This window comes from Streptomyces sp. NPDC091376 (assembly GCF_044757085.1).
GTDB lineage: Bacteria > Actinomycetota > Actinomycetes > Streptomycetales > Streptomycetaceae > Streptomyces > Streptomyces pratisoli.
Window position 1 is genome coordinate 80,207 of the sequence record NZ_JBIVUF010000012.1, and the last position, 22,428, is coordinate 102,634.

Here is a 22,428-nt window from a genome sequence, read left to right on the forward strand (position 1 = left end):
TACTCCTATCGACGGGGGGCGCGAGATGAACGCACTGCACAGCACCACTTCAAGCGCAGTTGTCACGCGTCTCCACGACGTCGTGCGGAGCACGGAGAAGTCCGGCGCCGTGAACGGGCGGGGGTGCGTTCGCGGCGCCGGGCGTCAGCACAAGCCGTCGTACATGACGGTCGTTGACGCGAAGGCCGAGGGCACACACGGGGGAAGCGCGTACGGGGAGGCCACGGGGGAACGGGGCGGCCTGACGGAGCGGGCGGACGCGGAAGCGGCCTTCACCGCCTACGTCCAGGAGCGCCGCGCCTCCCTGTACGCGACCGCGTACCACCTGACCGGTGACCGGTACGAGGCGGAGGACCTGCTGCAGAGCGCGCTGTTCTCCACGTACCGGGCCTGGGACAGGATCAGCGACAAGGCCGCGGTCGGCGGCTATCTGCGCCGCACCATGACGAATCTGCACATCAGCGCCTGGCGCCGGCGCAAGATCGACGAATACCCGACCGAGGAGCTCCCCGAGACGGCGGGCGACACGGACGCGATGCGCGGCACGGAGCTGCGGGCGGTGCTGTGGCAGGCGCTGGCGCGGCTGCCCGAGCTGCAGCGCACCATGCTGGTGCTGCGCTACTACGAGGGCCGTACGGACCCGGAGATCGCGGAGATCCTCGGCATCAGTGTCGGCACGGTGAAGTCCAGCATCTGGCGGTCGCTCCGCCGGCTGCGCGAGGACGACGTCCTCAGCTTCGGCCGTGACGAGGAAGAGTCCTTCGGCGAGCTGGTGGCCTGAGGGCGGTACGGGGGAACACGGGGATCACGGGGGATCCACGGGGGAAACGAAGCGGGGCCGGACAAGACCGGGGGTCTTGTCCGGCCCCGCTCCGCGTGCGCGACCGTACTTCCGCGCCACTACGTGCGTTGCCGGGCCGCTTCCCCGGCCGTGGGCGCCGGTGCGCGGCGGCAGCGGCCCGCCGCCGCGGCGGCGAGGCGGCCGAGCGCCTCGGCCTTGTCGCAGGGGTGGGCGCCCAGGGTGGTCTGGCGGGCGACGATGCCGCGTTCGGCGCGCATCAGGCGCCAGCCGCGGCGGAGCAGGAAGAGAACGGACTTGCGGCCCTCGCGGAGGTCGCGCAGGAGCCGGCGGCGGAACGTGGTCGAGGGGCGGCCGCGCAGGCAGAGCGCGTCGGCGAGCACGTCGAGGTCCTGGCAGCGGGTGATGATGTCCGCCGCGAAGATGCCCTCGGCGACGAACAGCGGCGTGCGTTCGACGGCGAGGCTCTCGCGGCCGATCCGGGAGCTGGTGGCGATGTCGTACACGGGTACGGTCGTCCGTCCCGTACGGCACAGCTCGACGACCGCCGCGACGGCGGCGTCGGCGTCCCAGGAGGCGGGGGAGTCCCAGTCGATGTCCGTGGTGCCCGTGACCAGCGGGAGGGTGGGGTCGTCCGCCTCCTTGTAGAAGTCGTCGAGGCGCAGCACCGGGAGGCCGGAGCGGGCGGCGAGGGACGACTTTCCGGAGCCTGAGGGTCCGGACAGTAGGACGACGCGCGTCGGCGGGGGTTGGGAACTCACGGGACACCAGTGTGAGGCATTGACCCGTGCAGGGGACCCCCGGGAGGTCCGGTTGGTATCGAGCGTCACATGCCAACTACGCTGCGCAGTCATCCGGTTACTTCTGAAGGCAGGATTCGCATGGCAGGCAAGAAGTTGCTCAGGGCGGCCGGTCTCACCGTCACCGCGGTGGGTGCGGTGCTCGGCGCCGGGGTCGGCACGGCCCAGGCGGCCCCGGCGGGCGAGCACGATCCGTCGGCGTCGGCGCAGGCACTGGCGGACACCGTCGGGTACGTGAGCAGGCCGGTGAAGAGCGTTCCGCTCAACCCGCTCGCGCACACCGGTGTGGACCCGCTGGACAACGGGGTCGGCACGCAGGTCGCCGACTTCAAGTCGCTCGACACCACGGGCCTCACGGGCTCGCTCGGCACGCCGGGCGAGGTTCCGGTCGCCGGGCCGCTGCTCGGCGGTCTCATCCCGGGGTGAGCGTCACCGCGCAGGAGAACGGGCCCGGGGATCGCTCCCCGGGCCCGTCGTCCGCGATGCCTCAGTAGGCCGAGCCGGACGCGCCCAGCGATCCCGTGGGGTGCCAAACCGTCTTCGTCTCCAGGAGCGCGGTCATCCGGTGCGTGCCCGGGTCCGCCGACCAGTCCTCGGTGCGCGGGCGCAGGACCCGCTTGAGGTTGTCGGCGGCGGCCACCTCCAGCTCCTTGGCGAGCTGTTCGCCGGCGCCGGTCAGATCGATCGCGTTGACGTCCTGGTGCGCGGCCAGCGGGGCCGCGATCTCGGCCGTGCGGCCGGACAGGACGTTGACGACGCCGCCGGGGAGGTCGGACGTGGCCAGCACCTCGCCGAGCGAGAGCGCGGGCAGCGGGGCCTTCTCCGAGGCGATCACCACGGTCGTGTTGCCGGTCGCGATCGCCGGGGCGATCACCGAGACCAGGCCCAGGAAGGACGAGTCCTGCGGGGCGAGGACGGTGACGACACCCGTCGGCTCGGGGGTGGACAGATTGAAGAACGGGCCCGCGACCGGGTTCGCCCCGCCCACGACCTGGCCGATCTTGTCCGTCCAGCCCGCGTACCAGACCCAGCGGTCGATCGCCGCGTCCACGACGGCGGCGGCCTTGGACTTGGACAGCCCCTCGGCGTCGGCGACCTCGCGCACGAACTGGTCCCTGCGCCCCTCCAGCATCTCGGCGACGCGGTAGAGGATCTGGCCCCGGTTGTACGCCGTCGCGCCCGACCAGGCGCCGAACGCCTTGCGTGCCGCGACGACCGCGTCACGGGCGTCCTTGCGGGACGAGAGAGGCGCGTTGGCCAGCCACTTGCCCTTGGAGTCGGTCACCTCGTACACCCGGCCGCTCTCGCTACGGGGGAACTTGCCCCCGACGTACAGCTTGTAGGTCTTGAAGACGGACAGACGCGTCTGATCAGCGGCGCTCATCGGCGCTCCCCTTCCGGGGTCGACGGGGCGAGGTAGGCCTCCAGGCCGTGGCGGCCGCCCTCGCGGCCGAAGCCCGATTCCTTGTAGCCGCCGAAGGGCGAGGTCGGGTCGAACTTGTTGAAGGTGTTGGCCCAGACGACGCCCGCGCGGAGCTTGCCGGCCACCGCGAGGATCCGGGAACCCTTCTCCGTCCAGATGCCCGCCGACAGGCCGTACTGGCTGTTGTTGGCCTTGGCGACGGCCTCGTCCGGCGTACGGAACGTCAGCACCGACAGCACCGGGCCGAAGATCTCGTCGCGGGCGACGGTGTGCGCCTGGGTGACGTTCGTGAAGAGCGTCGGGGCGAACCAGTAGCCGGACGAGGGCAGCTCGCACGGCGCGGTCCAGCGCTCGGCGCCCTCCGCCTCGCCGGTCTCGGCGAGCGCCGTGATCCGGGCCAGCTGCTCGGCCGAGTTGATCGCGCCGATGTCGGTGTTCTTGTCCAGCGGGTCGCCGAGGCGCAGGGTCGACAGACGGCGCTTGAGCGAGTCGAGCAGCTCGTCGTGGATCGACTCCTGCACGAGGAGCCGGGAGCCCGCGCAGCAGACCTGGCCCTGGTTGAAGAAGATGCCGCCGACGATGCCCTCGACGGCCTGGTCGATGGGGGCGTCGTCGAAGACGATGTTGGCGCCCTTGCCGCCCAGCTCCAGGGTGACCTTCTTGTCCGTGCCGGCCACGGAGCGGGCGATGGCCTTGCCGACCGCGGTGGAGCCGGTGAAGGCCACCTTGGCGACGTCCGGGTGCTCGACGAGCGCGGCGCCCGTGTCGCCGTAGCCGGGAAGGATGTTGACGACGCCCTTCGGCAGCCCGGCCTGGCGGCAGATGTCGGCGAAGAAGAGCGCGGACAGCGGGGTCGTCTCGGCCGGCTTCAGCACCACCGTGTTACCGGTGGCGAGCGCCGGGGCGATCTTCCACGCGAGCATGAGGAGCGGGAAGTTCCAGGGGATCACCTGGCCGGCGACACCGAGCGGGCGCGGGTTCGGCCCGTAGCCCGCGTGGTCGAGCTTGTCGGCCCAGCCCGCGTAGTAGAAGAAGTGCGCGGCGACCAGCGGGAGGTCCGCGTCGCGGGTCTCCCTGATCGGCTTTCCGTTGTCCAGGGTCTCCAGGACGGCGAGCTCGCGGCTGCGCTCCTGGATGATCCGGGCGATACGGAAGAGGTACTTGGCGCGCTCGGAGCCCGGCAGTGCGGACCACTTCTCGAAGGCCTTGCGTGCCGCCTTCACGGCCCGGTCGACGTCGTCGGCTCCCGCCTGGGCGACCTCGGCGAGGACCTCCTCGGTGGACGGGGAGACGGTCTTGAAGACCTTGCCGTCGGCGGCGTCGGTGAACTCGCCGTCGATGAACAGGCCGTACGACGGGGCGATGTCGACGACCGAGCGCGATTCGGGTGCGGGTGCGTACTCGAATGCGGATGTCTGCTTGTGCATGGTCATGGGGTCTCAGTCCACCGTCACGTAGTCGGGGCCGGAGTAACGGCCGGTCGCCAGCTTCTGGCGCTGCATCAGCAGGTCGTTCAGCAGGCTGGACGCGCCGAAACGGAACCAGTGGTTGTCCAGCCAGTCCTGGCCGGCGGTCTCGTTGACGAGCACCAGGAACTTGACCGCGTCCTTGGTGGTGCGGATGCCGCCGGCGGGCTTCACGCCCACCTGCACGCCGGTCTGCGCCCGGAAGTCGCGGACGGCTTCGAGCATGAGCAGGGTGTTCGCGGGGGTCGCGTTGACCGCGACCTTTCCGGTCGACGTCTTGATGAAGTCGGCCCCGGCCATCATGCCGAGCCAGGAGGCGCGGCGGATGTTGTCGTACGTGGAGAGCTCTCCGGTCTCGAAGATGACCTTGAGCCGTGCGGCGCCGGAGGCGTCCTTCACGGCGCGGATCTCCTCGAAGACCTTCATGTAGTCGCCCGCGAGGAAGGCGCCGCGGTCGATCACCATGTCGATCTCGTCCGCGCCCGCCTCGACGGCGTCACGGGTGTCCGCGAGCTTCACGCCGAGGGCGGCGCGGCTGGCCGGGAAGGCGGTGGCGACGGAGGCGACCTTCACGTCGGATCCGCCCAGAGCGGCCTTGGCGGTGGCCACCATGTCGGGATAGACGCAGACGGCGGCGGTCCTGGGGGTCGTACGGTCGGTGGGATCGGGATGGACGGCCTTGGCGGCGAGCGCCCGGACCTTGCCCGGGGTGTCCGCGCCTTCCAGCGTCGTCAGGTCGATCATCGAGATGGCCAGATCGATCGCGTACGCCTTGGCCGTCGTCTTGATCGAGCGGGTGCCGAGGGACGCGGCGCGCGCTTCCAGGCCGACAGGATCGACCCCGGGCAGCCCGTGCAGGAAGCGGCGCAGTGCGCTGTCGGACGAGGTCACGTCAGCGAATGCAGGTGCAATGGTGGGCATGGTCACCACACCAGCATATCTACGCGCGTAGCGACCTGTACAGAGGGCCCCCGGCACTCTCCGTGGGAGCCGAGGGGCGCATGGGGCAGAATCGGGAGCATGAAGAGCCCCCAGCAGCCGCCCGCCGAGCCGGTCTACGCCGACCGCGCCTACCGTTCGCTGTCCGCCCTGATGGGCGGGGTGCTGCTGCTCGCACTCACCGCCTGGATCGGCGGCGACGCGGTGTTCCAGGGCGAGGGGCTCACGCCCTGGATCGGGATCGCGGGGCTCGTGGTGCTGGTGCCGTTGATCGTCGCCTTCACCCTGCGGCCCGCCGTGTTCGCCAACGACGACCGGCTCCGGATCAGGAACCCGTTCCGCACGATCACGGTGCCCTGGGCCGCGGTCGCGCAGGTGCGCGCCGGGTACACCAGCGAGGTCTTCACGCAGGAGGGCGCGAAGTACCAGCTGTGGGCCGTGCCGGTGTCGCTGCGGCAGCGCAAGATCGCCGCGCGCCGGCAGGCGAAGGCCGCCCGTGACGACGCGCGTGGCCGTGTGAGCGACAGCGCCGCCGGTTCCGCCGTCGCGCCCGGCGACCGGACGATCGCCGAGCTGCGGGAGCTGGCCGAGCACGGCGCGTCCCGGCCGGGCGCGAAGGGCGATCCGCAGGTGCGCTGGGCCTACGAGGTCATCGGACCGGTGCTCGTGGGCGCGATCGCCCTCGTGGTGCTGCTCGCCGTGGGGTGACTCCTGCGGTGGCGCCCCGCGCCGGTCGAAGGCGTCCCGGGCCTCGCGAGCGACGCTCCGAGGGCCTCGCCTGAAGACCTCGCGCGGCCATGTGAACCGCTTTCTTTCTAGCGCTCCCATCGTGTCGTTCCGCCGACACCCGGAGTCCGGGAGACCCCCAAGGGGCAACGGCCTGATGAACCATCAGGCCGACAATTGGTTTAGACCCCAACCGTCACGCGCCTCTCAATAGGTTTGCTCCCGCCGACACAGTGGGGGTGGGGGCGAGATGAAGCAGCCCGAGGAGGGCGGCAGATCTGCCGTTTCCGGCACCAGATGTCTGATCGACATCGACGCCAGAGGCGCTTACGGATGGAGGCTGATCGCCCAGAACGGGCGCGTCGTGGCCGTATCGGCCTGTACCTACGAGGAGCACGGCGCCTGCCGCGACGCGTTCGAGGTGCTGTGCACCCGGCACGCGGACATGGTGGGCGGAGTCCAGCACGCGCCTGAGGGCAACGGCTGGATGTGGTTGCTGCGGGACGCGGAGGGCACGCCGACGGCCGTCTCCGGTCGCGCCTATGAGCGCCATTCCACGTGCCGTTCGGCGTACGAGCGGTTCAGGGCACTGCTCGGCGAGGAGGGGGAGGTGCTGCTCTCCGCAACTGCCTCGTAACCGGATGTTGCCCTTAGGGCGCACCTCGTTCACATCTTGGTGCGCGCATGTCAACGCTGCGCCATGAGCGTCACTGCTGTGACGACTGAAACGACGGGTTCGCCGAGACGGTCCTGTGCCGGCCCGGGCCGGCCCGGCCGAGGGGTCCGGTCCACCGCCCACCGCGGTGGACCGGACCCTTCGTTGTCCGGAGCGCCGCTCCGGCGGCCGACCCGGGCCGGCTTCCCGGCCGGTTCCCGCTGGAGGTTCCCCCCTGGGAACCCCTCGTTCACGGTGGATTGCTCGCCGATACGCCGGCTCCCGACAGCGTCACGGGCGCACACGGATTCGTGTGCTGCGAACACGTGGTGAGGGAGGGGACTTCAGTGGCGACCGCGACCGGCGTCGAGGACGAGCCGCGCCGACTGCATGCCGATTCGGGGCTGCCCGACCGGCTGTTCAGGGGCACGCTGCGGGGCGGCGGTGCCGCCGTGCTGGCGATCATGCTCCTGGTGGGCGGCTTTCTGACCTACCGCGCCTGGCAGGCGCTGGAAGTGGCGGAGTTCTCGTTCCTCACCACCGAGGCATGGGAACCGGGCTCCGGGAACTTCGGTGTCGCGGCCGTGCTGGTCGGTACGGTGCTGATCGCCTCGGTCGCCATCGTCATCGCGGTGCCGCTCGCGACCGGAACCGCGCTGTACATCTCCGAGTACGCACCGGCCCGGTTCAGGCGCACGCTCATCAGCCTGGTCGACCTGATGGCCGCCGTGCCCTCCGTGGTCTACGGCCTGTGGGGCATGTTCTTCCTGGAGGGCCAGGCCATCGGGGTGGCCCGCTGGCTGTCGACGTACTTCGGCTGGTTCCCGCCGTTCACGGTGGACGGAGCCGATCCCCACGACCCGCTGAACTCCGCGACCGTCTACACCTCTTCCACCTTCATCGCCGGCATCGTCGTGGCGATGATGGTCGCGCCGGTCATCTGCTCCATCATGCGCGAGGTCTTCTCCCAGGCCCCGGTCGGCGAGCGCGAGGGTGCACTGGCCCTGGGCGCCACACGCTGGGGGATGATCCGCTCCGTGGTGCTGCCCTTCGGCAAGGGCGGCATGATCGGCGGCACCATGCTGGGCCTCGGCCGTGCACTGGGCGAGACGATCGCCGTCTTCCTCGTCATCTCGCCGGTCTTCGTCATCCAGCCGCACGTCCTGCAGGCCGGCACCAGTTCCGTCTCGTCGCTGATCGCCCTGCGCTACGGCGAGGCCGGCGCGTTCGAGATGTCGGCGCTGATGGCCGCGGGCCTCGCGCTCTTCCTCATGACGCTCGTCGTCAACTTCGTCGCCTCCTCGATCGTCGCCCGGAGCCGCTCCGGCGCCGCGTCCGATGCCTGACCCGACCAACCCGACAGAGAAGGAGGGCGGCAACCGCATGGGTACGCTCGCCACCGAGTCGACTCCCGGCACCGGACCGGGCACGGAGCCGAAGGCAGCGGCCGACGTCGCGACGAGTCGGCCCGCCGCCGTCGGGCGAAAGCACCCGGAGACCCGCCGCAGCACCTCCGGTCTGCGCGCGACCGACGTGTACGCCTGCGTGGGCGCCGCCGCGGCGTCGCTCAGCATCACCGGGCTGCTGTACACACGCCTCACCGGGTTCTCCGGGTTCCTGGGCTTCGTCGTCATCGCGTACGCGGTCTTCCTCGGCCTCTACGCGCTGCTGGTCTCGTTCGACGAGGACGGTCCGGCCGTACGGGACCGCATCGTGTCCGCGGTCGTCCACAGCATGGGTCTGCTGCTGATGACGGCGCTCGTCTTCGTCGTCGTCTACACCCTGTGGGAAGGGCGGCGCGCGCTGTGGCACCTGAACTTCTTCATCGAGGACATGGTCCTCGCGGGGCCGCTGCAGCCGCTCACCGTGGGCGGCATCCGTCACGCGATCATCGGCACGCTGATCCAGATCGCGCTGGCCCTGGCCATCACGGTGCCTGCGGGGCTGCTGTGCGCGGTCTTCCTCAACGAGGTCCCGGGCCGCTACTCCCGCCTGGTCCGCACCATCGTCGAGGCGATGACCGCGCTGCCGTCCATCGTGGCGGGCCTGTTCATCTACGCGCTGGCCATCGTGGCCCTCGGAATGGAGAAGTCCGGCTTCGCCGCCTCGCTGGCCATCACCGTGATGATGCTGCCGATCGTGATCCGGGCCGCCGACGTCGTCATCCGGCTCGTGCCCGGCACTCTGCGTGAGGCCTCCTACGCGCTGGGCGCGCCGCGCTGGCGGACGGCCTGGCACGTCGTGCTGCCCACGGCCCGGTCCGGACTGACCACCTCCGTGATCCTCGGCACCGCGCGCGGCATCGGCGAGACCTCGCCCGTGCTGCTGACCGCCGGCTTCACGACGGCCACCAACCTCGACCCGCTCTCCGCGCCGATGGTCTCCCTGCCGCTGGCGACCTTCCAGCTCGTGAAGTCCCCCGAACAGACCTTCATCGACCGCGGCTTCGGGACGGCCGCCACGCTGCTGGGACTCGTGCTCGTGCTCTTCGTCATCGCCCGGGTCATCGGCGGCCGCGGTCCGGGTCAGCTGACCAGGCGCCAGCTGCACCGCCGTGTCCTCGGATCGCGCAAGGACCTGCACCGCATCGAATCGGGTCGCCGTACCGGCCGGTTCTCCACCGCACCCGTCCAGGAACCCACAAGGAGACACCCGTGACATCCGCACACGTCCCCACGAGCAGCGGCCCGCCGGGGTGGCGGCAGGCAGGGATCCTGCCGCGCTGGATGCGCGCGCCCGCCCTGGTCACCGGAATCGTCCTGGTGCTGTGCTCGCTGCTGGCACTCGACACCCCGCGCGCCTACGCCGCGACGTACACGCGTATCAGCGGGGTCGGATCCACCTGGAGCGCGAACGCGATCCAGCAGTGGATCACGAACGTCGCCCATCAGATGACCGTCAACTACGCGGACTCCGGGTCCTCGCAGGGCCGCCAGGAGTTCCGCAACGGCACGGCCGACTTCGGCGTGTCCGAGATCCCCTACGGCCTCAGGGACGGCGGAGTCCTCGACGCGCCCCCGAGCCGTGGCTACGCCTACATGCCCATCGTCGCCGGTGGTACGTCGTTCATGTACAACCTCAAGATCGGCGGACAGCGGGTCAGGAACCTGCGGCTCTCCGGTGACGTCGTCACCAGGATCTTCACGGGGAAGATCACCCGCTGGAACGACGCCGCCATCAAGGCGGACAACCCGAGCCTGAACCTTCCGCCCATCAAGATCGTTCCGGTCTACCGCTCCGACGGCTCGGGCACCACGGCCCAGTTCACCCTCTGGATGTCCAAGCAGCACCCCGGTCTGTGGAACGACTACTGCCGACGGGCGGGGCGGAACGCGAACCCCTGCGGCATGACGTCCAACTACCCCTTCGTCAACGGCTCGGGCTTCATCGGCAAGAGCCAGTCGCTGGGTGTGCAGGGCTTCGTGAAGCAGGACCACAACCAGGGTTCGATCACCTACGTCGAGTACTCGTACGCGAAGTCCATCAACTTCCCCGTGGTGAAGGTGCTCAACAAGAGCAACTACTACGTCTCCCCCACCGCCGAGGCCGTCGCCGTCGGTCTGCTCAAAGCGCAGATCAACAACAACAAGAACTCCAAGGACTACCTGACCCAGATCCTCGACGGCGTCTACAACAGCACCGACCCCCGGGCCTATCCGCTCTCCAGCTACAGCTACATGATCCTGCCGACGAAGGCCGAGGCGGGCTTCACCACGGCCAAGGGCCGCACGCTGAGCGCCTTCTCGTACTACTTCCTGTGCGAAGGGCAGCAGCAGGCTGCGCCGCTGGGGTACTCGCCGCTGCCCATGAACCTGGTGCAGGCCGGCCTCGAACAGGTCAGGAAGATCCCGGGCACGGAGCGGCAGACCGTCGACCTCAAGGGCTGCAACAACCCCACGTTCGCCCCCGACGGCAAGACCAACACCCTGGCCAAGAACGCGCCGCAACCGCCCGCCTGTGACAAGAAGGGCGGCCCGGCGCAGTGCACCGCCGCGGGCAAGCCGGCACCCAGGAACGGCGGTTCGGCCTCCGGTGGTGGATCCGGGGGTGGCTCGGGTGGGGCGTCCTCGGGCGGCTCGAACGGCTCGGGAGGTGCGAACGGCGGCTCCGGAGGAGCGGGCGCAGCCACCGGTGGCGCCGACGCAGGAGCGGACGGAGGTGCCACAGGCGGCGCCGGCACGGAAGGCGCCGTCATCGACCCGGACACCGGCGAGATCCTCGACGGGGCCGGTGGCGGGGACGGCGGGGAGCAGGTCTACGGCACCAACGTCGCCATCGGAGCGGAATCCACCTGGGGGGTGAGGACCGCGCTGATGCTGCTGTCCGGCGCGATGATCATCGGCGTCGTCGTGGCCCCGCCGCTCGCTTCGCGGTTTCTGAACAGCCGGGGGAGGCGTCGTGCGAACGCAGCGTAGGGTCCGCCTGATATCGGGACTCACGGCCCTGCTCGCGGCCGTCGGCCTCGTCGTGCTGCCTCCGTCGGGGGGTGCGGGCCAGGCGCGGGCGGCGGAGGCCGAGGACTCGGTGTCCACCGAACCCGGTAGGGCCGGCCGGTACGACGACTTCTCGGACCTGCGGGTGACGGTCCACCAGACGAAGGGGCTGCGCGGGCAGGGAGTCCGGATCTCCTGGACGGGCGGCAAGCCGACCAAGGGCAGCTTCGAGACCAACTTCCTCCAGGTCATGCAGTGCTGGGGGGACGATCCGAGCGGGCCCAGGCGCGAACAGTGCCAGTTCGGCAAGATCCAGGCGATGCCCGACGGCATCCGGAACCGGGGGCTCGCGAGTTCGCTGGTCGGCTTCCAGAGCGGCGAGGCGCAGTACGACCCCGACGAGACCGAGTATCCGTTCGCGCCCGCACCCGGCGATCCGGCGCAGGGCGAGAAGGGCTGGGTGCCCTTCCGGCCGGTCAGCGGCGCGCCGACGACAGGACCGAACGATCACACGTACTTCACGCAGTTCACCACCAACGAGCAGCCGTTCCTGTCCACCGGGCCGGACGGCACCGGTGAAGCCGTCTTCGAGGTGCAGACCGCCCTGGAGTCGGACCACCTGGGCTGCGGCGCCGTCGAGGGCGCCACCGCGCGCTCGTGCTGGCTCGTCGTCGTACCACGCGGCGAGCACGACGCGAACGGGCAGCTCGCGGGCAACAACGGCCTCGCCAGCTCGCCCCTGTCCGCCTCCAACTGGGCCAACCGCATAGCGATCAAGCTGGAGTTCGAGCCGATCGGCGCCAGCTGCCCGCTGGATCTGCGGGTACGTCCGGTCTACGGCTCGGAGATCCTGGCCGAGGCCACCGGCTCCTGGCAGGCGGCGCTGTGCGAGGCCAAGGACGTCAGCTTCAACCACATCCGGCAGGGCGAGGAGGCGGCCCGCGGGCAGGTCGGCACCGGGCTGGGCCTCACCATCGCGCCGGTCGAGGCGTCCGAGGGCAGCGACGAGGTCGTCCATGCGCCCATGGCCGTCTCGGGACTCGTCATCGGTTACAACGTCGAGCTCCCGCGTTCCTCGAAGCAGATCCCCCAGCTACGGCTCAACGCCCGGCTCGTCGCCAAGCTCCTGACGTCCTCCTACCATCACGACCTGCCCGGACAAGGGGCCCAGCGGGGTGCTCTGCCGAAGGAGAACCCCCGGACCCTCCGGCACGACCCGGAATTCCTGGAACTCAATCCGGAATTCCGGCAGGGATGGCCGCCCGAGCTGAACATGCCGGCCGGGATCATGGTGCCCCAGGGTAATTCGGACTATGCGCGCATGCTCTGGCGCTGGCTGCAGAACGATAAGCACGCCCGCGAATTCCTCTCCGGTAAGGAGGACCCTTGGGGCGCCAAGGTGAACTCCCATTACCTGGCGCTGCACCTCGAAAAGGACGATGCGATATCGGACTTCCCCAAGGCGGACCCGGTCTCCTATTCACCGGACCCGCGCTGCCCGGAGATGAAGGTCGACCTGATCGACTACCGGCCCTACACGGCGAGTCTGCACGACTCGGGCCTCAGGGCGCGCAAGGGCTACAACGGCCAGAAGGCGGGCGCGGACTGCAGCTCGGACCCGCGCAAACTCACCGGCGACGCGCAGCCGGCGGGCGAGCGCTTCCAGCTCGCTCTCGTCGACGCGGCGACCGCCGCCCGCTACGGGCTCGGGACGGCCGAGCTGCGCAACGCCGACGGTGACTGGGTCAAGCCCGGGAACGCGTCGTTCAACAAGGCGGTCGCGGGGATGAAGAAGGGCCCCGAAGGCGTCCTCGACCAGGACCCGACCCTCAGGACCGACGGGGCCTACCCGTTCACCACCGTGATCTACGGAGCCGCCTCGACGGGGCTGGGCGCGGAACTGCGCGGGGACTACGCGGACCTCATCCGCTACGCGGCCGAACCGGGCCAGAAGCCGGGCATCGAACCCGGCACCCTGCCCCCGGGCTACGCGCCGCTCACCGACCAGCTGCGGAAGCAGGCCCTCGCGGCGGCCGACGAGCTGGCCAGGGCGCGGCCGGGAGAGACCGGAGGGTCGTCGTCCGGGAACGCGTCGGGCGGTTCCTCCGGCGGCGGCGCGACCTCCGGCGGCGACGGAGCGGCGACCGAGGGCGGCGGCACCTCCGGCGGACCGGGAGGAGGCGCTGCGTCCGGCGGAAGCGGGTCCACCGCCACGGCCTCGCCACCGCCGCCCGGGGCCGCCGCGGACGGATCGGACAAGGACAACATCGCCCGGACCGGACCCCTCACACCGGAGAAGATCATCGGCTTCGTCCGCTGGGTGCTGCTGATCACGCTCATCGCCGGAATCGTCGGCGCCGTCGCCGGACCCATTCTTCTGCGAGTGGGTGTCATGCGCGCAGCCGGCGCCCCTGGATCCCACTTGGAAGGAAACTCCTCAGTGGCTCAGGGGGGCATTCGTTAACCCAACGACGTCGGGAATTTTGTTGTGGTCACGAAACCTCCTTGGAATATTCGTGACTGCCCGGCCGACGGGTTGGGTGCGGAAATGAATCCAGGATTCGATGCAGTGTCTCACCTGAAATTCCATCCGAATTACGGAGGAAAGATGAACCTGAAGTCCGCCAAGCGTGCTGGTGTCGTCCTCGGCGCCGTTGCCCTCGGTGCCACCGTCCTCGGCGCCCCGGCGCAGGCCGACCCGACCGCCCCCCGTCCGGTCGTCGCCGTCGGTTCCGACACCACCCAGTACGTGATGAACGGCCTCAGCAGCGCCGGTTCCCTGATCGGCTCCTACGACGCGATCGGCAGCGCCACGATCGACACCCGTGCCGCCGTCGGCGTCTGTGACACCGTCACGCGTCCGAACGGTTCTTCGGCCGGTATCAACGCGCTGAACGCCGACATCGCCGACCCCGCGGTGAACTGCATCGACGCCGCCCGCTCCTCCCGTGGTCCGAACAACACGTCGACCAGCGACCTGACGTGGTACCGCTTCGCCAAGGACGCGGTGACCGTGGCGGTGCGCAACGACAGCGGCCTGCTGTTCCACACCTTCACCAAGGCCGAGCTGCAGTCCATCTACAAGTGCGAGACCACCGTGGTCGACGGCATCACGGTGAACCCGCTGATCCCGCAGGCCGGTTCGGGTACGCGTACCTACTGGGCCGCCGAGATGGGCATCAACGCCACCACCCTGCCGTCCTGCGTGAAGGACACCAACGGCGGCTCGGCGGTTCAGGAGCACGACGGCGGTGCCCTGGTCAACGAGGGCGACATCATGCCGTACTCGATCGCCCAGTACATCGCCCAGGGCAACGGCCTGCCGGGTGTCCCGGACCGCCGTGAGGCCGCCGAGCTGCTGTCCGTCGACGGTCAGGACGCGGTCGTCGGCGGTGTGTTCAACTCCGCCTTCCCGATCCAGCGTGAGGTCTACAACGTCGTCGAGACCGCCCGCACCGGCGAGGCGAACATCATCGGCGCGTTCGTCGGCGCCGGCTCGGAGGCCTGCGACAGCACGGTCATCCAGCAGTACGGCTTCGGCACGCTCTCGAACTGCGGCACCGTCGCGTTCACCGGCGAGAGCTGACCGTTGCCCCCGCACCACAACTGACCGTCCGGCCGGGCACCTTCCAGGTGCCCGGCTCCGGGCGCGTCGGCGCACGGACGCTCGTCGCACCACAACGGTCGGACCAGTCGGTCATCACCAACGACGCCGCCTCACATCGGCCGGACCACGCGTAACCCACCATCCTCGACCTGCTGGGGGCTGCTGAAGTGAAACGAAGACTGCACATACTCATGATGGCGGTGATGGCGCTGCTCCTGACCTCGGGAGTGGTGGTCATCGCCGCGGCGGACACGACCAACGCGGCGGAGACCGGGACGGTCACGGCGACGCCCAGCACCGGGAGCATCACCGCGAAGCCGATGCTCCAGTCGGTGACGGTGTCGGAGCCCTGCCCTGAGGGCTTCCAGGCGAAGGCGGCCGTCGGCGTGGTCAAACGCGGCGCCACGGCCGCCTCGTGGATGGCCATGAACATCACCCAGAACGCCCCGTACAACCAGGCCGGCTTCACCGTCCCCATCCCCACGACGGGCACGGCGAAGTCGCTCGCGGAGGTGCTGCAGGAGGCCACTCCCTCCGGTGACTACGAGATGCGTGTCCTGTGCCAGCCGGCGACCGGTGCCACGGACCTCACCAAGTACTTCAGCTTCTACATCGAGGTCACGGGGGACACGTGGCGGGTGAAGGAGCCCGTCGTACCCGCCGTGGAGACGTCGACCACCCTCGCGATGAGCCCCGCCCAGCAGGTGCGCGTCGGCGCCAAGTACACGCTGACGGCGACCGTCACCCCGGCCGACGCCGCGGGCATCGTCAGCTTCAAGGTCGGGGGAGTCTCGCAGGGCTCTCCGGTCCCGGTGGTGGGCGGCACCGCGTCCCTGGAACTGACGGCGGCCGCACCCGTGAGGCTCTCGGAGCTGAGCGCGGTGTTCGCCGCGACGGACGCGACCAAGTTCCACGGGAGCCAGTCGGAGAACGCCGGCTACGCGTTCGTCGACATACCGTCCGTGCGGGCCCGCGACGAGAGCGGCGACACCGTCGAGCCGAACGCCACCCTCGAAGCCGGCCAGAAGATCAAGCTCGTCATCAAGGGCTACCAGCCCGACGAGACGGTCGGCGCCGCTCTCTCGGGCAGTCAGGCCCCGCTGGCCGAGGGGACCGCCGACGCCGCGGGCATCCTGAACGACTACGAGTTCACCGTTCCCGCCGCCGCTGCCGACGGGCCCGCCACGCTCTCCTTCACGGGCGCCAAGGGCGGCACCAAGGTCGACTTCGCCTTCACCGTGGGCGAGGCGCCCTCCGAGGACCCGTCCGGCGATCCGTCCGGCGACCCCTCGGGCGATCCGTCCGGCGACCCCTCGGGCGATCCGTCCGGCGACCCGTCGGACGACCCGTCGGCCACCGCCGGAGCCGACTCCGGCGGCAGTGACGCCGGCGGCGCGGACACCGGTGGCACGGACTCGGGCGGCACGGACTCCGGCGGCGCCGCCGACGCCGGCGGCTCCGGTGGCGGCGAGGAGAACACCGGCCCGCTGGCTTCCACCGGCGGAATGGCGCTCGGGCTCGGGATCGGCGCCGCTCTGCTGATCGCGGCCGGCGCCGTGGTCGTCGTCCAGGCGCGCCGCTCGGGCCGGCTGCTCACGTTCGGGCCGCCCGCCGGCGACTGAGGTCCGTTCGTTCCCGCCGGGCGGCAGGGGTGTCCATGCCCCGCCGCCCGGCGGCCGCACTGCCGAAGCCCGTGCGACCCCGTCCCGACCCCGCCCCGTCTCCGTAAGAACCGAACGACCGACAGCGAGGAGCGCGTCACCGTGACCGTTCTGTCGTCTCCGCCCGAGACCGACGCCGCGGATGTGTGGAAGCCGCCGACGGACGGTACGCCGGCCGACGAGACCACCGGATCCCTGCCCGAACCCCCCGCCTCCGACCCGGCGTTCGCCGTACCCGGCGCCGCCCTGATGATCCTTGCCGCGCTGCTGCTCGGCTTCGTCGCCAACCTCACCGTGGTCGGCCACCTCCAGCACGCCAGGGCCCAGCAGATCGGCTACGCCGACCTCCGGAAGCAGCTCGCCGAAGGCGTCGCCCCTGTCGGGCAGACCGACATCAACGGCAAGCTGCTGACGCCCGGCGCCCCGGTCGCCGTGCTCCGCGTCCCGGCCATCGGACTGCGCGAGGTGGTCTTCGAGGGCACGACGTCCTCGGTCCTCAGCGGCGGCCCCGGCCACAGCCGGGACACCGCGCTGCCCGGCCAGGCCGGCACGAGCGTCATCCTGGGCCGCCAGTGGGGCTACGGCAGCCCCTTCCTGGACCTCGAACGCCTCGACGCGGGCGCCCGGATCGAGGTGACGACCGGTCAGGGCAAGCACACCTACAAGGTCATCGGCCTGCGCCGTGCCGGAGATCCCGTCCCGTTCGCCAAGGAAGGACAGGGCCGGCTCACGCTGGTCACCGCCACCGGCTCGCCCTACACGCCGTCAGGGGTGCTGCGGGTCGACGCCGAGCTGACCTCAGAGCTCCAGCCGCGGCCCGCCCGTGTGCTCGACCCCGACGGGATGAGCCGGGCCGAGGAAGTGCTCGAAGGCGATCCCGACGCCTGGCTGCCGGTCCTGCTGTGGAGCCAGCTCCTGCTCGTCGTGGCCGCGGCGGTGACCTGGACCCTTCGACGCTGGGGCCGCTGGCAGACCTGGATCGTCGGTGTCCCCGTCCTCGGAGCCGTGGGCATCGCCCTGTCCGGCGCCCTCACCCGGCTCCTGCCGAACCTCCTCTGACCCCCGCCGCGACCCGAGGTGCCCACACCATGACCACGACCGACGCTCTCGCATCCACCGTCACGCTGCCCGCCGTCGGCGGCGGCCGTCCCGCCACGCTCGAAGCCCGTGACATCTCCGCCTGGTTCGGCGACCACAAGGTCCTCGACCGGGTGTCGCTGACCATGCCCGCCCAGAAGGTGACGGCCCTCATCGGCCCCTCCGGCTGCGGCAAGTCCACGTTTCTGCGCATCCTCAACCGGATGCACGAGCTGATCGGCTCCGCGTCGCTGGCCGGACAGGTGCTGCTCGACGGCGACGACATCTACGACCGCGGCCGCCGTATCACCCACGCCCGCCGCGAGATCGGCATGGTCTTCCAGAAGCCGAACCCCTTCCCGGCGATGTCGATCTACGACAACGTCCTGGCCGGCCTGAAGATGAACGGCATCAAGGCGTCCCGCGCCGACCGGGACGGCCTGGTCGAGGAGTGCCTGACCAAGGGCGGGCTGTGGAAGGAGGTGCGGGACCGGCTGCGCCAGCCCGGCGGCGCGCTCTCCGGCGGCCAGCAGCAGCGGCTGTGCATCGCCCGGTCGCTGGCGGTGCGTCCGCGCGTGCTGCTGATGGACGAGCCGTGCTCGGCCCTCGACCCGACGTCGACGCGCCGTATCGAGCAGACCATCGGCGAGCTGTCGAGCGAGGTGACCATCGTCATCGTCACCCACAACATGCAGCAGGCCCAGCGGGTGTCGGACGGCTGCGCCTTCTTCCTCGCCGAGCAGGGCACCCCGGGCGTGATCGTCGAGCACGGCGACACGGAGGCCATGTTCAACTCGCCCCAGGACGAGCGGACGTCGGACTACGTGAACGGCCGCTTCGGCTGAGGGGGAACATGGTCCCGCACGGCACACACCGCTGGGCCCGCGCCGTCGTCTGCGCCGCCCTCGCGGGGGCGCTCGCCTCGTGCGCCCCCGACCCCGCCCCCGACCCCGCCCGCCGGCAGGCCGATGCCGGCCGGGGCCGGTCCGTGGAGCCGGACGCCCCGCGCCAGGCTCCTTCCGGACGGCCGGGCGCGTCCGTATCGGCGCCCCCGGCGGCGTCGGCATCGCCCCCGACGCCGGCCGGGAGCCGTGCGCCGTCCCGCAGCGCGCGGCCCGAGGGCCGTACGCCGTCCCGCGTCGCCGAGCCCTCGACGCCCGCGCGAACCGCCGGACCCGCCGGACCGTCGAGGGCCGCCGCGCCGTCGACCGCGAAGCCCTCGGCGCGCGAGTCCCGTACGCCGAGGGTGCCGGCGTACGACCCGAAGGAGACCGTCCTGCACATCGGCGCCTGGTCCCGGCCGCTGGTCCGTGGCGGCCAGCAGGAGGTGGACGCCTGCCGGGCTGCGGTCCTCTTCGACGGGCCCGAGCCGGGCAGGGAGAACGGCTTCGAGCTGGACACCTCGGTGATCGTCGGTCATGACTTCTGCGGCTTCGACCTGTTCGCGGATCTCCCCGTCGGCACCGACGTGCGGATCACCGGCCCGAAGGGCGAGCTGAGGTACCGCGTCTACGCCACCTACGTCACCCCCGGCCAGGGCGGCTCCAACAGCGGCCTCTACTGGGGCGACATCACCCTGCAGAGCTGCCTCGGCCCGGACACCGGCTTCAGCTACCTCGAACGCGTCTCGCCCGCTCGCGAGCCCTGAAGGTGCTCCGAAGGCGCCCTGGAGGGGAGGGCCCCCGCGGTCCGAAGGAGACCCCCGGAGCTGCTCCCGGTCACGGTGGTCCCTGCCACACCAGCAGCAGATGCCCGCCGAGCCACGCCGACGACAGCACCGCCCCGCCCAGCACCAGCAGCGCCACCGGCCGCCGGGCCCGCGCCACCCCGGCCGCGACGGGCAGGAGCAGCGGGAAGGCGGGCAGGAGGAAGCGGGCCCGCGGGAAGTAGACGCCGCCGCTGCCGAGCACGATCAGCAGCAGTACGCCGGTGAACACCAGCAGCACCAGCGGCTGCCGGTCGGTGAGGCAGAGCAGGTACAACCCCGTGGACACCAGCAGGACGACGGAGACCACCACCATCAGCAGCTGCGGGTGCGGGCGGTAGGCGAGCTGCTTCGTCAGCTCCTCCAGCGTCAGACGCCCGCCGTCCCACGCGTTCTTCCACCGCTCCTGCACGGCGAAATAGCCGTCCCACCGCCCGAGCCGCAGCGCCACCCACGTGACGTATCCGCACCAGCCCAGCGGGGCGATCAGCGCGCCCGCGAGGGGGCGGAGCTCACGGGTGCGGACGAGTGCCACCAGACCGGCCAGCGTCACCGCCGCCGCGATCGCGATGCCCGTCGGGCGGGTCAGCCCGGCGAGCGTCGCGAGCCAGCCCGCCCACAGCCAGCGGCCGGTGAGCACCGCGTACAGCGCCCAGGCGACGAACGCCGTGAACAGCGACTCGGTGTAGCCCATCCACTGGACGACCGCGACGGGCATCGCCCCCCACAGCACCGCCGCGACCGTCCCGGTACGCCACCCGTGGAGCCGCTCGCCGACCGCGAAGATCCCCCACGCGGCCACCAGGGACGACCCGATCGCGAGGGCCAGGGCCACCGAGGCACGGCTGCCCGGTGTCACCCCCGCGACGGCCTTCACCAGCACCGGGTACAGCGGGAAGAAGGCCAGGTTGTTCGACTCCATCGCGGTGCCGAGCCGGTGCTCGTAGCCGTGGTCGGCAATCCCCAGATACCACTCGGAGTCCCAGGACGTGGCCAGCGCCGGCCACAGCGTCTGCCCCTTGAGGTGCGACCAGTGGGCGAGGACGAGAAGCCCGGTCAGCCGTACCGCGACATATCCGAGCAGCGCGGGCGCGGCCCGGTTCAGCGCCCGGAGCAGCCGGTTCTCCCTGCCCGGTACGGGACCGCCTCCCGGGGCGGGTGGCCGGCGGGAGGCGGGGACGGTGACGTGATGCGTTGCGGTCGGGGGCACGGGCGTGGCTCCGGTGACTCGACGGGCACTGCTCGGGGCCACCATCGCCCGCTCGGCGGGGGCAGGCACGGGCCGCTGCGTCAACTGCCGTACGGAAATCACCCGCAAGTAGACCGCGCGGGCGCGGGTGCCACGGCCGCGCCCGCGGCCTTCGGACGTCCCGTCCCCGAAGCCGTCAGATGCCGGCGGCGGCCGCCAGATCGCGCTTGACCGCCGAGAGGACCTCCGTCGCCCGGGCCCGCGCGTCCGTCAGGCCGCTCGCCCCGGCGACCGGGACCACGACCTCCAGGTAGCACTTGAGCTTGGGCTCGGTGCCGCTCGGCCGGACGATGACCCGCGCCGTGTACGCGCCGTCGAGGTGGTAGCGCAGACCGTCCGTCGGCGGCAGCTGCCCGCTGCCCTGCGTCAGGTCCTGTGCCGACACGACCCGCAGCCCGGCCAGCAGCACCGGCGGCTGCTCGCGCAGCCGGCGCATCGCGTCCGCGATGACGCCCAGGTCCTCCACCCGCACCGACAGCTGGTCGGTCGCGTGCAGACCGTGCGCGACGGCCAGGTCGTCCAGCAGGTCCGAGAGCGTACGGCCCTGCGCCTTGAGCTCCGAGGCCAGTTCGGCGACGAGCAGCGCGGCGGTGATTCCGTCCTTGTCGCGGACACCGTCGGGGTCGACGCAGTAGCCGAGCGCCTCCTCGTACCCGTACCGCAGGCCGTCCACGCGCGAGATCCACTTGAAGCCGGTCAGGGTCTCCTCGTACCCGAGCCCGGCGGCCTCGGCGATCCGCCCCAGCAGCGACGACGACACGATCGACTCGGCGAACGTGCCACGGGCGCCCTTGTGCACCAGGTGCGCGGCGAGCAGTGCGCCGACCTCGTCGCCGCGGAGCATGCGCCAGCCGCCGTCGACCGTGTCGTCGGGGACGGCGACCGCGCAGCGGTCCGCGTCGGGGTCGTTGGCGATGACGATGTCCGGACGGGCCTCGCGCGCCTTGGCGAACGCCAGGTCCATCGCGCCCGGCTCCTCCGGGTTGGGGAAGGCGACCGTCGGGAAGTCGGGGTCGGGCTGGGCCTGTTCCTCGACGAGCACCGGCGCGGGGAAGCCCGCCCGCTTCCAGGCCGCCAGCAGCACGTCCGTGCCGACGCCGTGCAGGGCCGTGTGGACGACGCGGGCCGTCCGCGGGGAGCCGGGGCTCAGCACCGCGTCCGTCCGCTCCAGATACGCCTGAAGGACCTCGTCCCCGAGCGTCTGCCAGCCGTCCCGCGGGCGCGGTACGTCGTGCAGGGACCCTACGGCGTCGATCCGCGCCGCGATCCCGCCGTCGGCCGGGGGCACGATCTGGGAGCCGTCACCGAGGTAGACCTTGTAGCCGTTGTCGCGCGGCGGGTTGTGACTCGCCGTGACCTCGACACCGGCGACGGCGCCCAGATGCCTGATCGCGAACGCGAGCACGGGCGTCGGCAGCGGGTGCGGCAGCAGTGCGGCGCGCAGTCCGGCGCCCACCATCACGGCGGCGGTGTCGCGGGCGAAGTCCGCGGACTTGTGACGGGCGTCGTATCCGATGACGACGAGGCCGTCGCCGTGGCCCTGGGCCTTGAGGTACGCGGCCAGCCCCGCGGCCGCGCGGATGACGACCGACCGGTTCATCCGCATGGGCCCGGCTCCGAGCTCGCCACGCAGCCCGGCGGTCCCGAACTGCAGCGTCCCGGCGAACCGGGCGCCCAGCTCCGCCGTGTCCCGCGCCTCGATGAGCTTGCCCAGCTCGTCCCGGGTCTCCGCGTCGGGGTCCTCGGCCAGCCAAGCCCGGGCCTGCGCGATCAGGTCCTGCGCCACGGTGATGTGCCTCTCTGAATGTCGTTGTCGCAGTGAGCGTCCACGCGCCCCTGCTCGGCCACGTCCACCCGCCGCGGGCGGGGTCGCCGCCGGGCGGCGAAG

Annotated in this window: 19 protein-coding genes; 13 read left to right on the forward strand and 6 right to left on the reverse strand. The window is 71.3% G+C overall.

From position 1 onward, the window contains the following. The first annotated feature begins 25 nt into the window (after window positions 1-25). Complete coding sequence (locus tag ACIQMR_RS24955; protein ID WP_401391223.1) at window positions 26-781, forward strand: SigE family RNA polymerase sigma factor; 756 nt, start codon at window positions 26-28, stop codon at window positions 779-781. Between the two features lie 119 nt (window positions 782-900). On the opposite strand, the gene ACIQMR_RS24960 is transcribed toward ACIQMR_RS24955, so the two are convergent. Continuing rightward, complete coding sequence (locus ACIQMR_RS24960; RefSeq protein ID WP_401391226.1) at window positions 901-1,560, reverse strand: uridine kinase; 660 nt, start codon at window positions 1,558-1,560, stop codon at window positions 901-903. A 120-nt stretch (window positions 1,561-1,680) separates the two neighbouring features. On the opposite strand from ACIQMR_RS24960, the gene ACIQMR_RS24965 reads away from it, so the two are divergent. Continuing rightward, window positions 1,681-2,025, forward strand: coding sequence for a hypothetical protein (locus tag ACIQMR_RS24965; RefSeq protein WP_401391228.1), 345 nt, complete (start codon window positions 1,681-1,683; stop codon window positions 2,023-2,025). A gap of 61 nt (window positions 2,026-2,086) precedes the next feature. Here the strand turns inward: ACIQMR_RS24965 and ACIQMR_RS24970 are convergent, their stop codons facing one another. The 3 genes from ACIQMR_RS24970 to deoC are packed head-to-tail and all read right to left on the reverse strand — an operon-like array spanning window position 2,087 to window position 5,415. Next, the gene (locus ACIQMR_RS24970; RefSeq protein WP_401391230.1) at window positions 2,087-2,983 is read right to left on the reverse strand and encodes an aldehyde dehydrogenase family protein; all 897 of its coding nucleotides are present in this window, start codon (window positions 2,981-2,983) and stop codon (window positions 2,087-2,089) included. Then, window positions 2,980-4,449 carry an aldehyde dehydrogenase family protein gene (locus tag ACIQMR_RS24975; protein WP_401391233.1) on the reverse strand — a complete coding sequence of 490 codons (1,470 nt, stop codon included), beginning with the start codon at window positions 4,447-4,449 and terminating at the stop codon, window positions 2,980-2,982. Before ACIQMR_RS24975 ends, ACIQMR_RS24970 begins: the two co-directional genes overlap by 4 nt. A 12-nt stretch (window positions 4,450-4,461) precedes the next feature. Further along, window positions 4,462-5,415 (reverse strand): deoxyribose-phosphate aldolase, encoded by a 954-nt coding sequence (gene deoC, locus ACIQMR_RS24980; RefSeq protein WP_401391234.1) that lies wholly within the window; start codon window positions 5,413-5,415, stop codon window positions 4,462-4,464. Window positions 5,416-5,508: 93 nt separating this feature from the next. On the opposite strand from deoC, the gene ACIQMR_RS24985 reads away from it, so the two are divergent. The 11 genes from ACIQMR_RS24985 (at window position 5,509) to ACIQMR_RS25035 (ending at window position 19,234) form a co-directional block, all read left to right on the forward strand. Further along, the gene (locus ACIQMR_RS24985; protein ID WP_401391237.1) at window positions 5,509-6,135 is read left to right on the forward strand and encodes a PH domain-containing protein; all 627 of its coding nucleotides are present in this window, start codon (window positions 5,509-5,511) and stop codon (window positions 6,133-6,135) included. Between the two features lie 268 nt (window positions 6,136-6,403). Continuing rightward, a complete protein-coding gene (locus ACIQMR_RS24990) occupies window positions 6,404-6,790 on the forward strand; it encodes a hypothetical protein (RefSeq protein WP_401391239.1) in 387 nt (128 codons plus the stop codon). A gap of 365 nt (window positions 6,791-7,155) precedes the next feature. Next, entirely contained in the window at window positions 7,156-8,154 is a 999-nt protein-coding gene (pstC, locus tag ACIQMR_RS24995) for a phosphate ABC transporter permease subunit PstC (RefSeq protein WP_266382014.1), read from the forward strand. A gap of 37 nt (window positions 8,155-8,191) precedes the next feature. After that, complete coding sequence (gene pstA, locus ACIQMR_RS25000; protein ID WP_401391242.1) at window positions 8,192-9,466, forward strand: phosphate ABC transporter permease PstA; 1,275 nt, start codon at window positions 8,192-8,194, stop codon at window positions 9,464-9,466. Then, a complete protein-coding gene (locus ACIQMR_RS25005; protein ID WP_401391245.1) occupies window positions 9,463-11,223 on the forward strand; it encodes a phosphate ABC transporter substrate-binding protein PstS in 1,761 nt (586 codons plus the stop codon). The genes pstA and ACIQMR_RS25005 overlap by 4 nt, the downstream gene beginning before the upstream one ends. Next, window positions 11,207-13,705, forward strand: coding sequence for a hypothetical protein (locus ACIQMR_RS25010; RefSeq protein WP_401391248.1), 2,499 nt, complete (start codon window positions 11,207-11,209; stop codon window positions 13,703-13,705). Before ACIQMR_RS25005 ends, ACIQMR_RS25010 begins: the two co-directional genes overlap by 17 nt. Before the next feature lie 144 nt (window positions 13,706-13,849). After that, window positions 13,850-14,827 (forward strand): hypothetical protein, encoded by a 978-nt coding sequence (locus ACIQMR_RS25015; protein ID WP_401391250.1) that lies wholly within the window; start codon window positions 13,850-13,852, stop codon window positions 14,825-14,827. Window positions 14,828-15,051: 224 nt separating this feature from the next. Further along, the gene (locus tag ACIQMR_RS25020) at window positions 15,052-16,470 is read left to right on the forward strand and encodes a hypothetical protein (RefSeq protein WP_401391253.1); all 1,419 of its coding nucleotides are present in this window, start codon (window positions 15,052-15,054) and stop codon (window positions 16,468-16,470) included. Between the two features lie 141 nt (window positions 16,471-16,611). Then, entirely contained in the window at window positions 16,612-17,568 is a 957-nt protein-coding gene (locus tag ACIQMR_RS25025) for a sortase (protein WP_401391256.1), read from the forward strand. 29 nt (window positions 17,569-17,597) lie between these two features. Further along, on the forward strand, window positions 17,598-18,431 hold the full coding sequence (locus tag ACIQMR_RS25030) for a phosphate ABC transporter ATP-binding protein (RefSeq protein ID WP_401391259.1): 834 nt from the start codon (window positions 17,598-17,600) through the stop codon (window positions 18,429-18,431). 8 nt (window positions 18,432-18,439) lie between these two features. Beyond that, a complete protein-coding gene (locus ACIQMR_RS25035) occupies window positions 18,440-19,234 on the forward strand; it encodes a hypothetical protein (protein ID WP_401391261.1) in 795 nt (264 codons plus the stop codon). Between the two features lie 70 nt (window positions 19,235-19,304). Here the strand turns inward: ACIQMR_RS25035 and ACIQMR_RS25040 are convergent, their stop codons facing one another. Next, the gene (locus ACIQMR_RS25040) at window positions 19,305-20,501 is read right to left on the reverse strand and encodes a mannosyltransferase family protein (protein WP_401391264.1); all 1,197 of its coding nucleotides are present in this window, start codon (window positions 20,499-20,501) and stop codon (window positions 19,305-19,307) included. 175 nt (window positions 20,502-20,676) lie between these two features. Beyond that, window positions 20,677-22,326, reverse strand: a complete 1,650-nt coding sequence (locus ACIQMR_RS25045) for a phospho-sugar mutase (protein ID WP_401391267.1) — start codon at window positions 22,324-22,326, stop codon at window positions 20,677-20,679. Window positions 22,327-22,428: the final 102 nt, after the last annotated feature.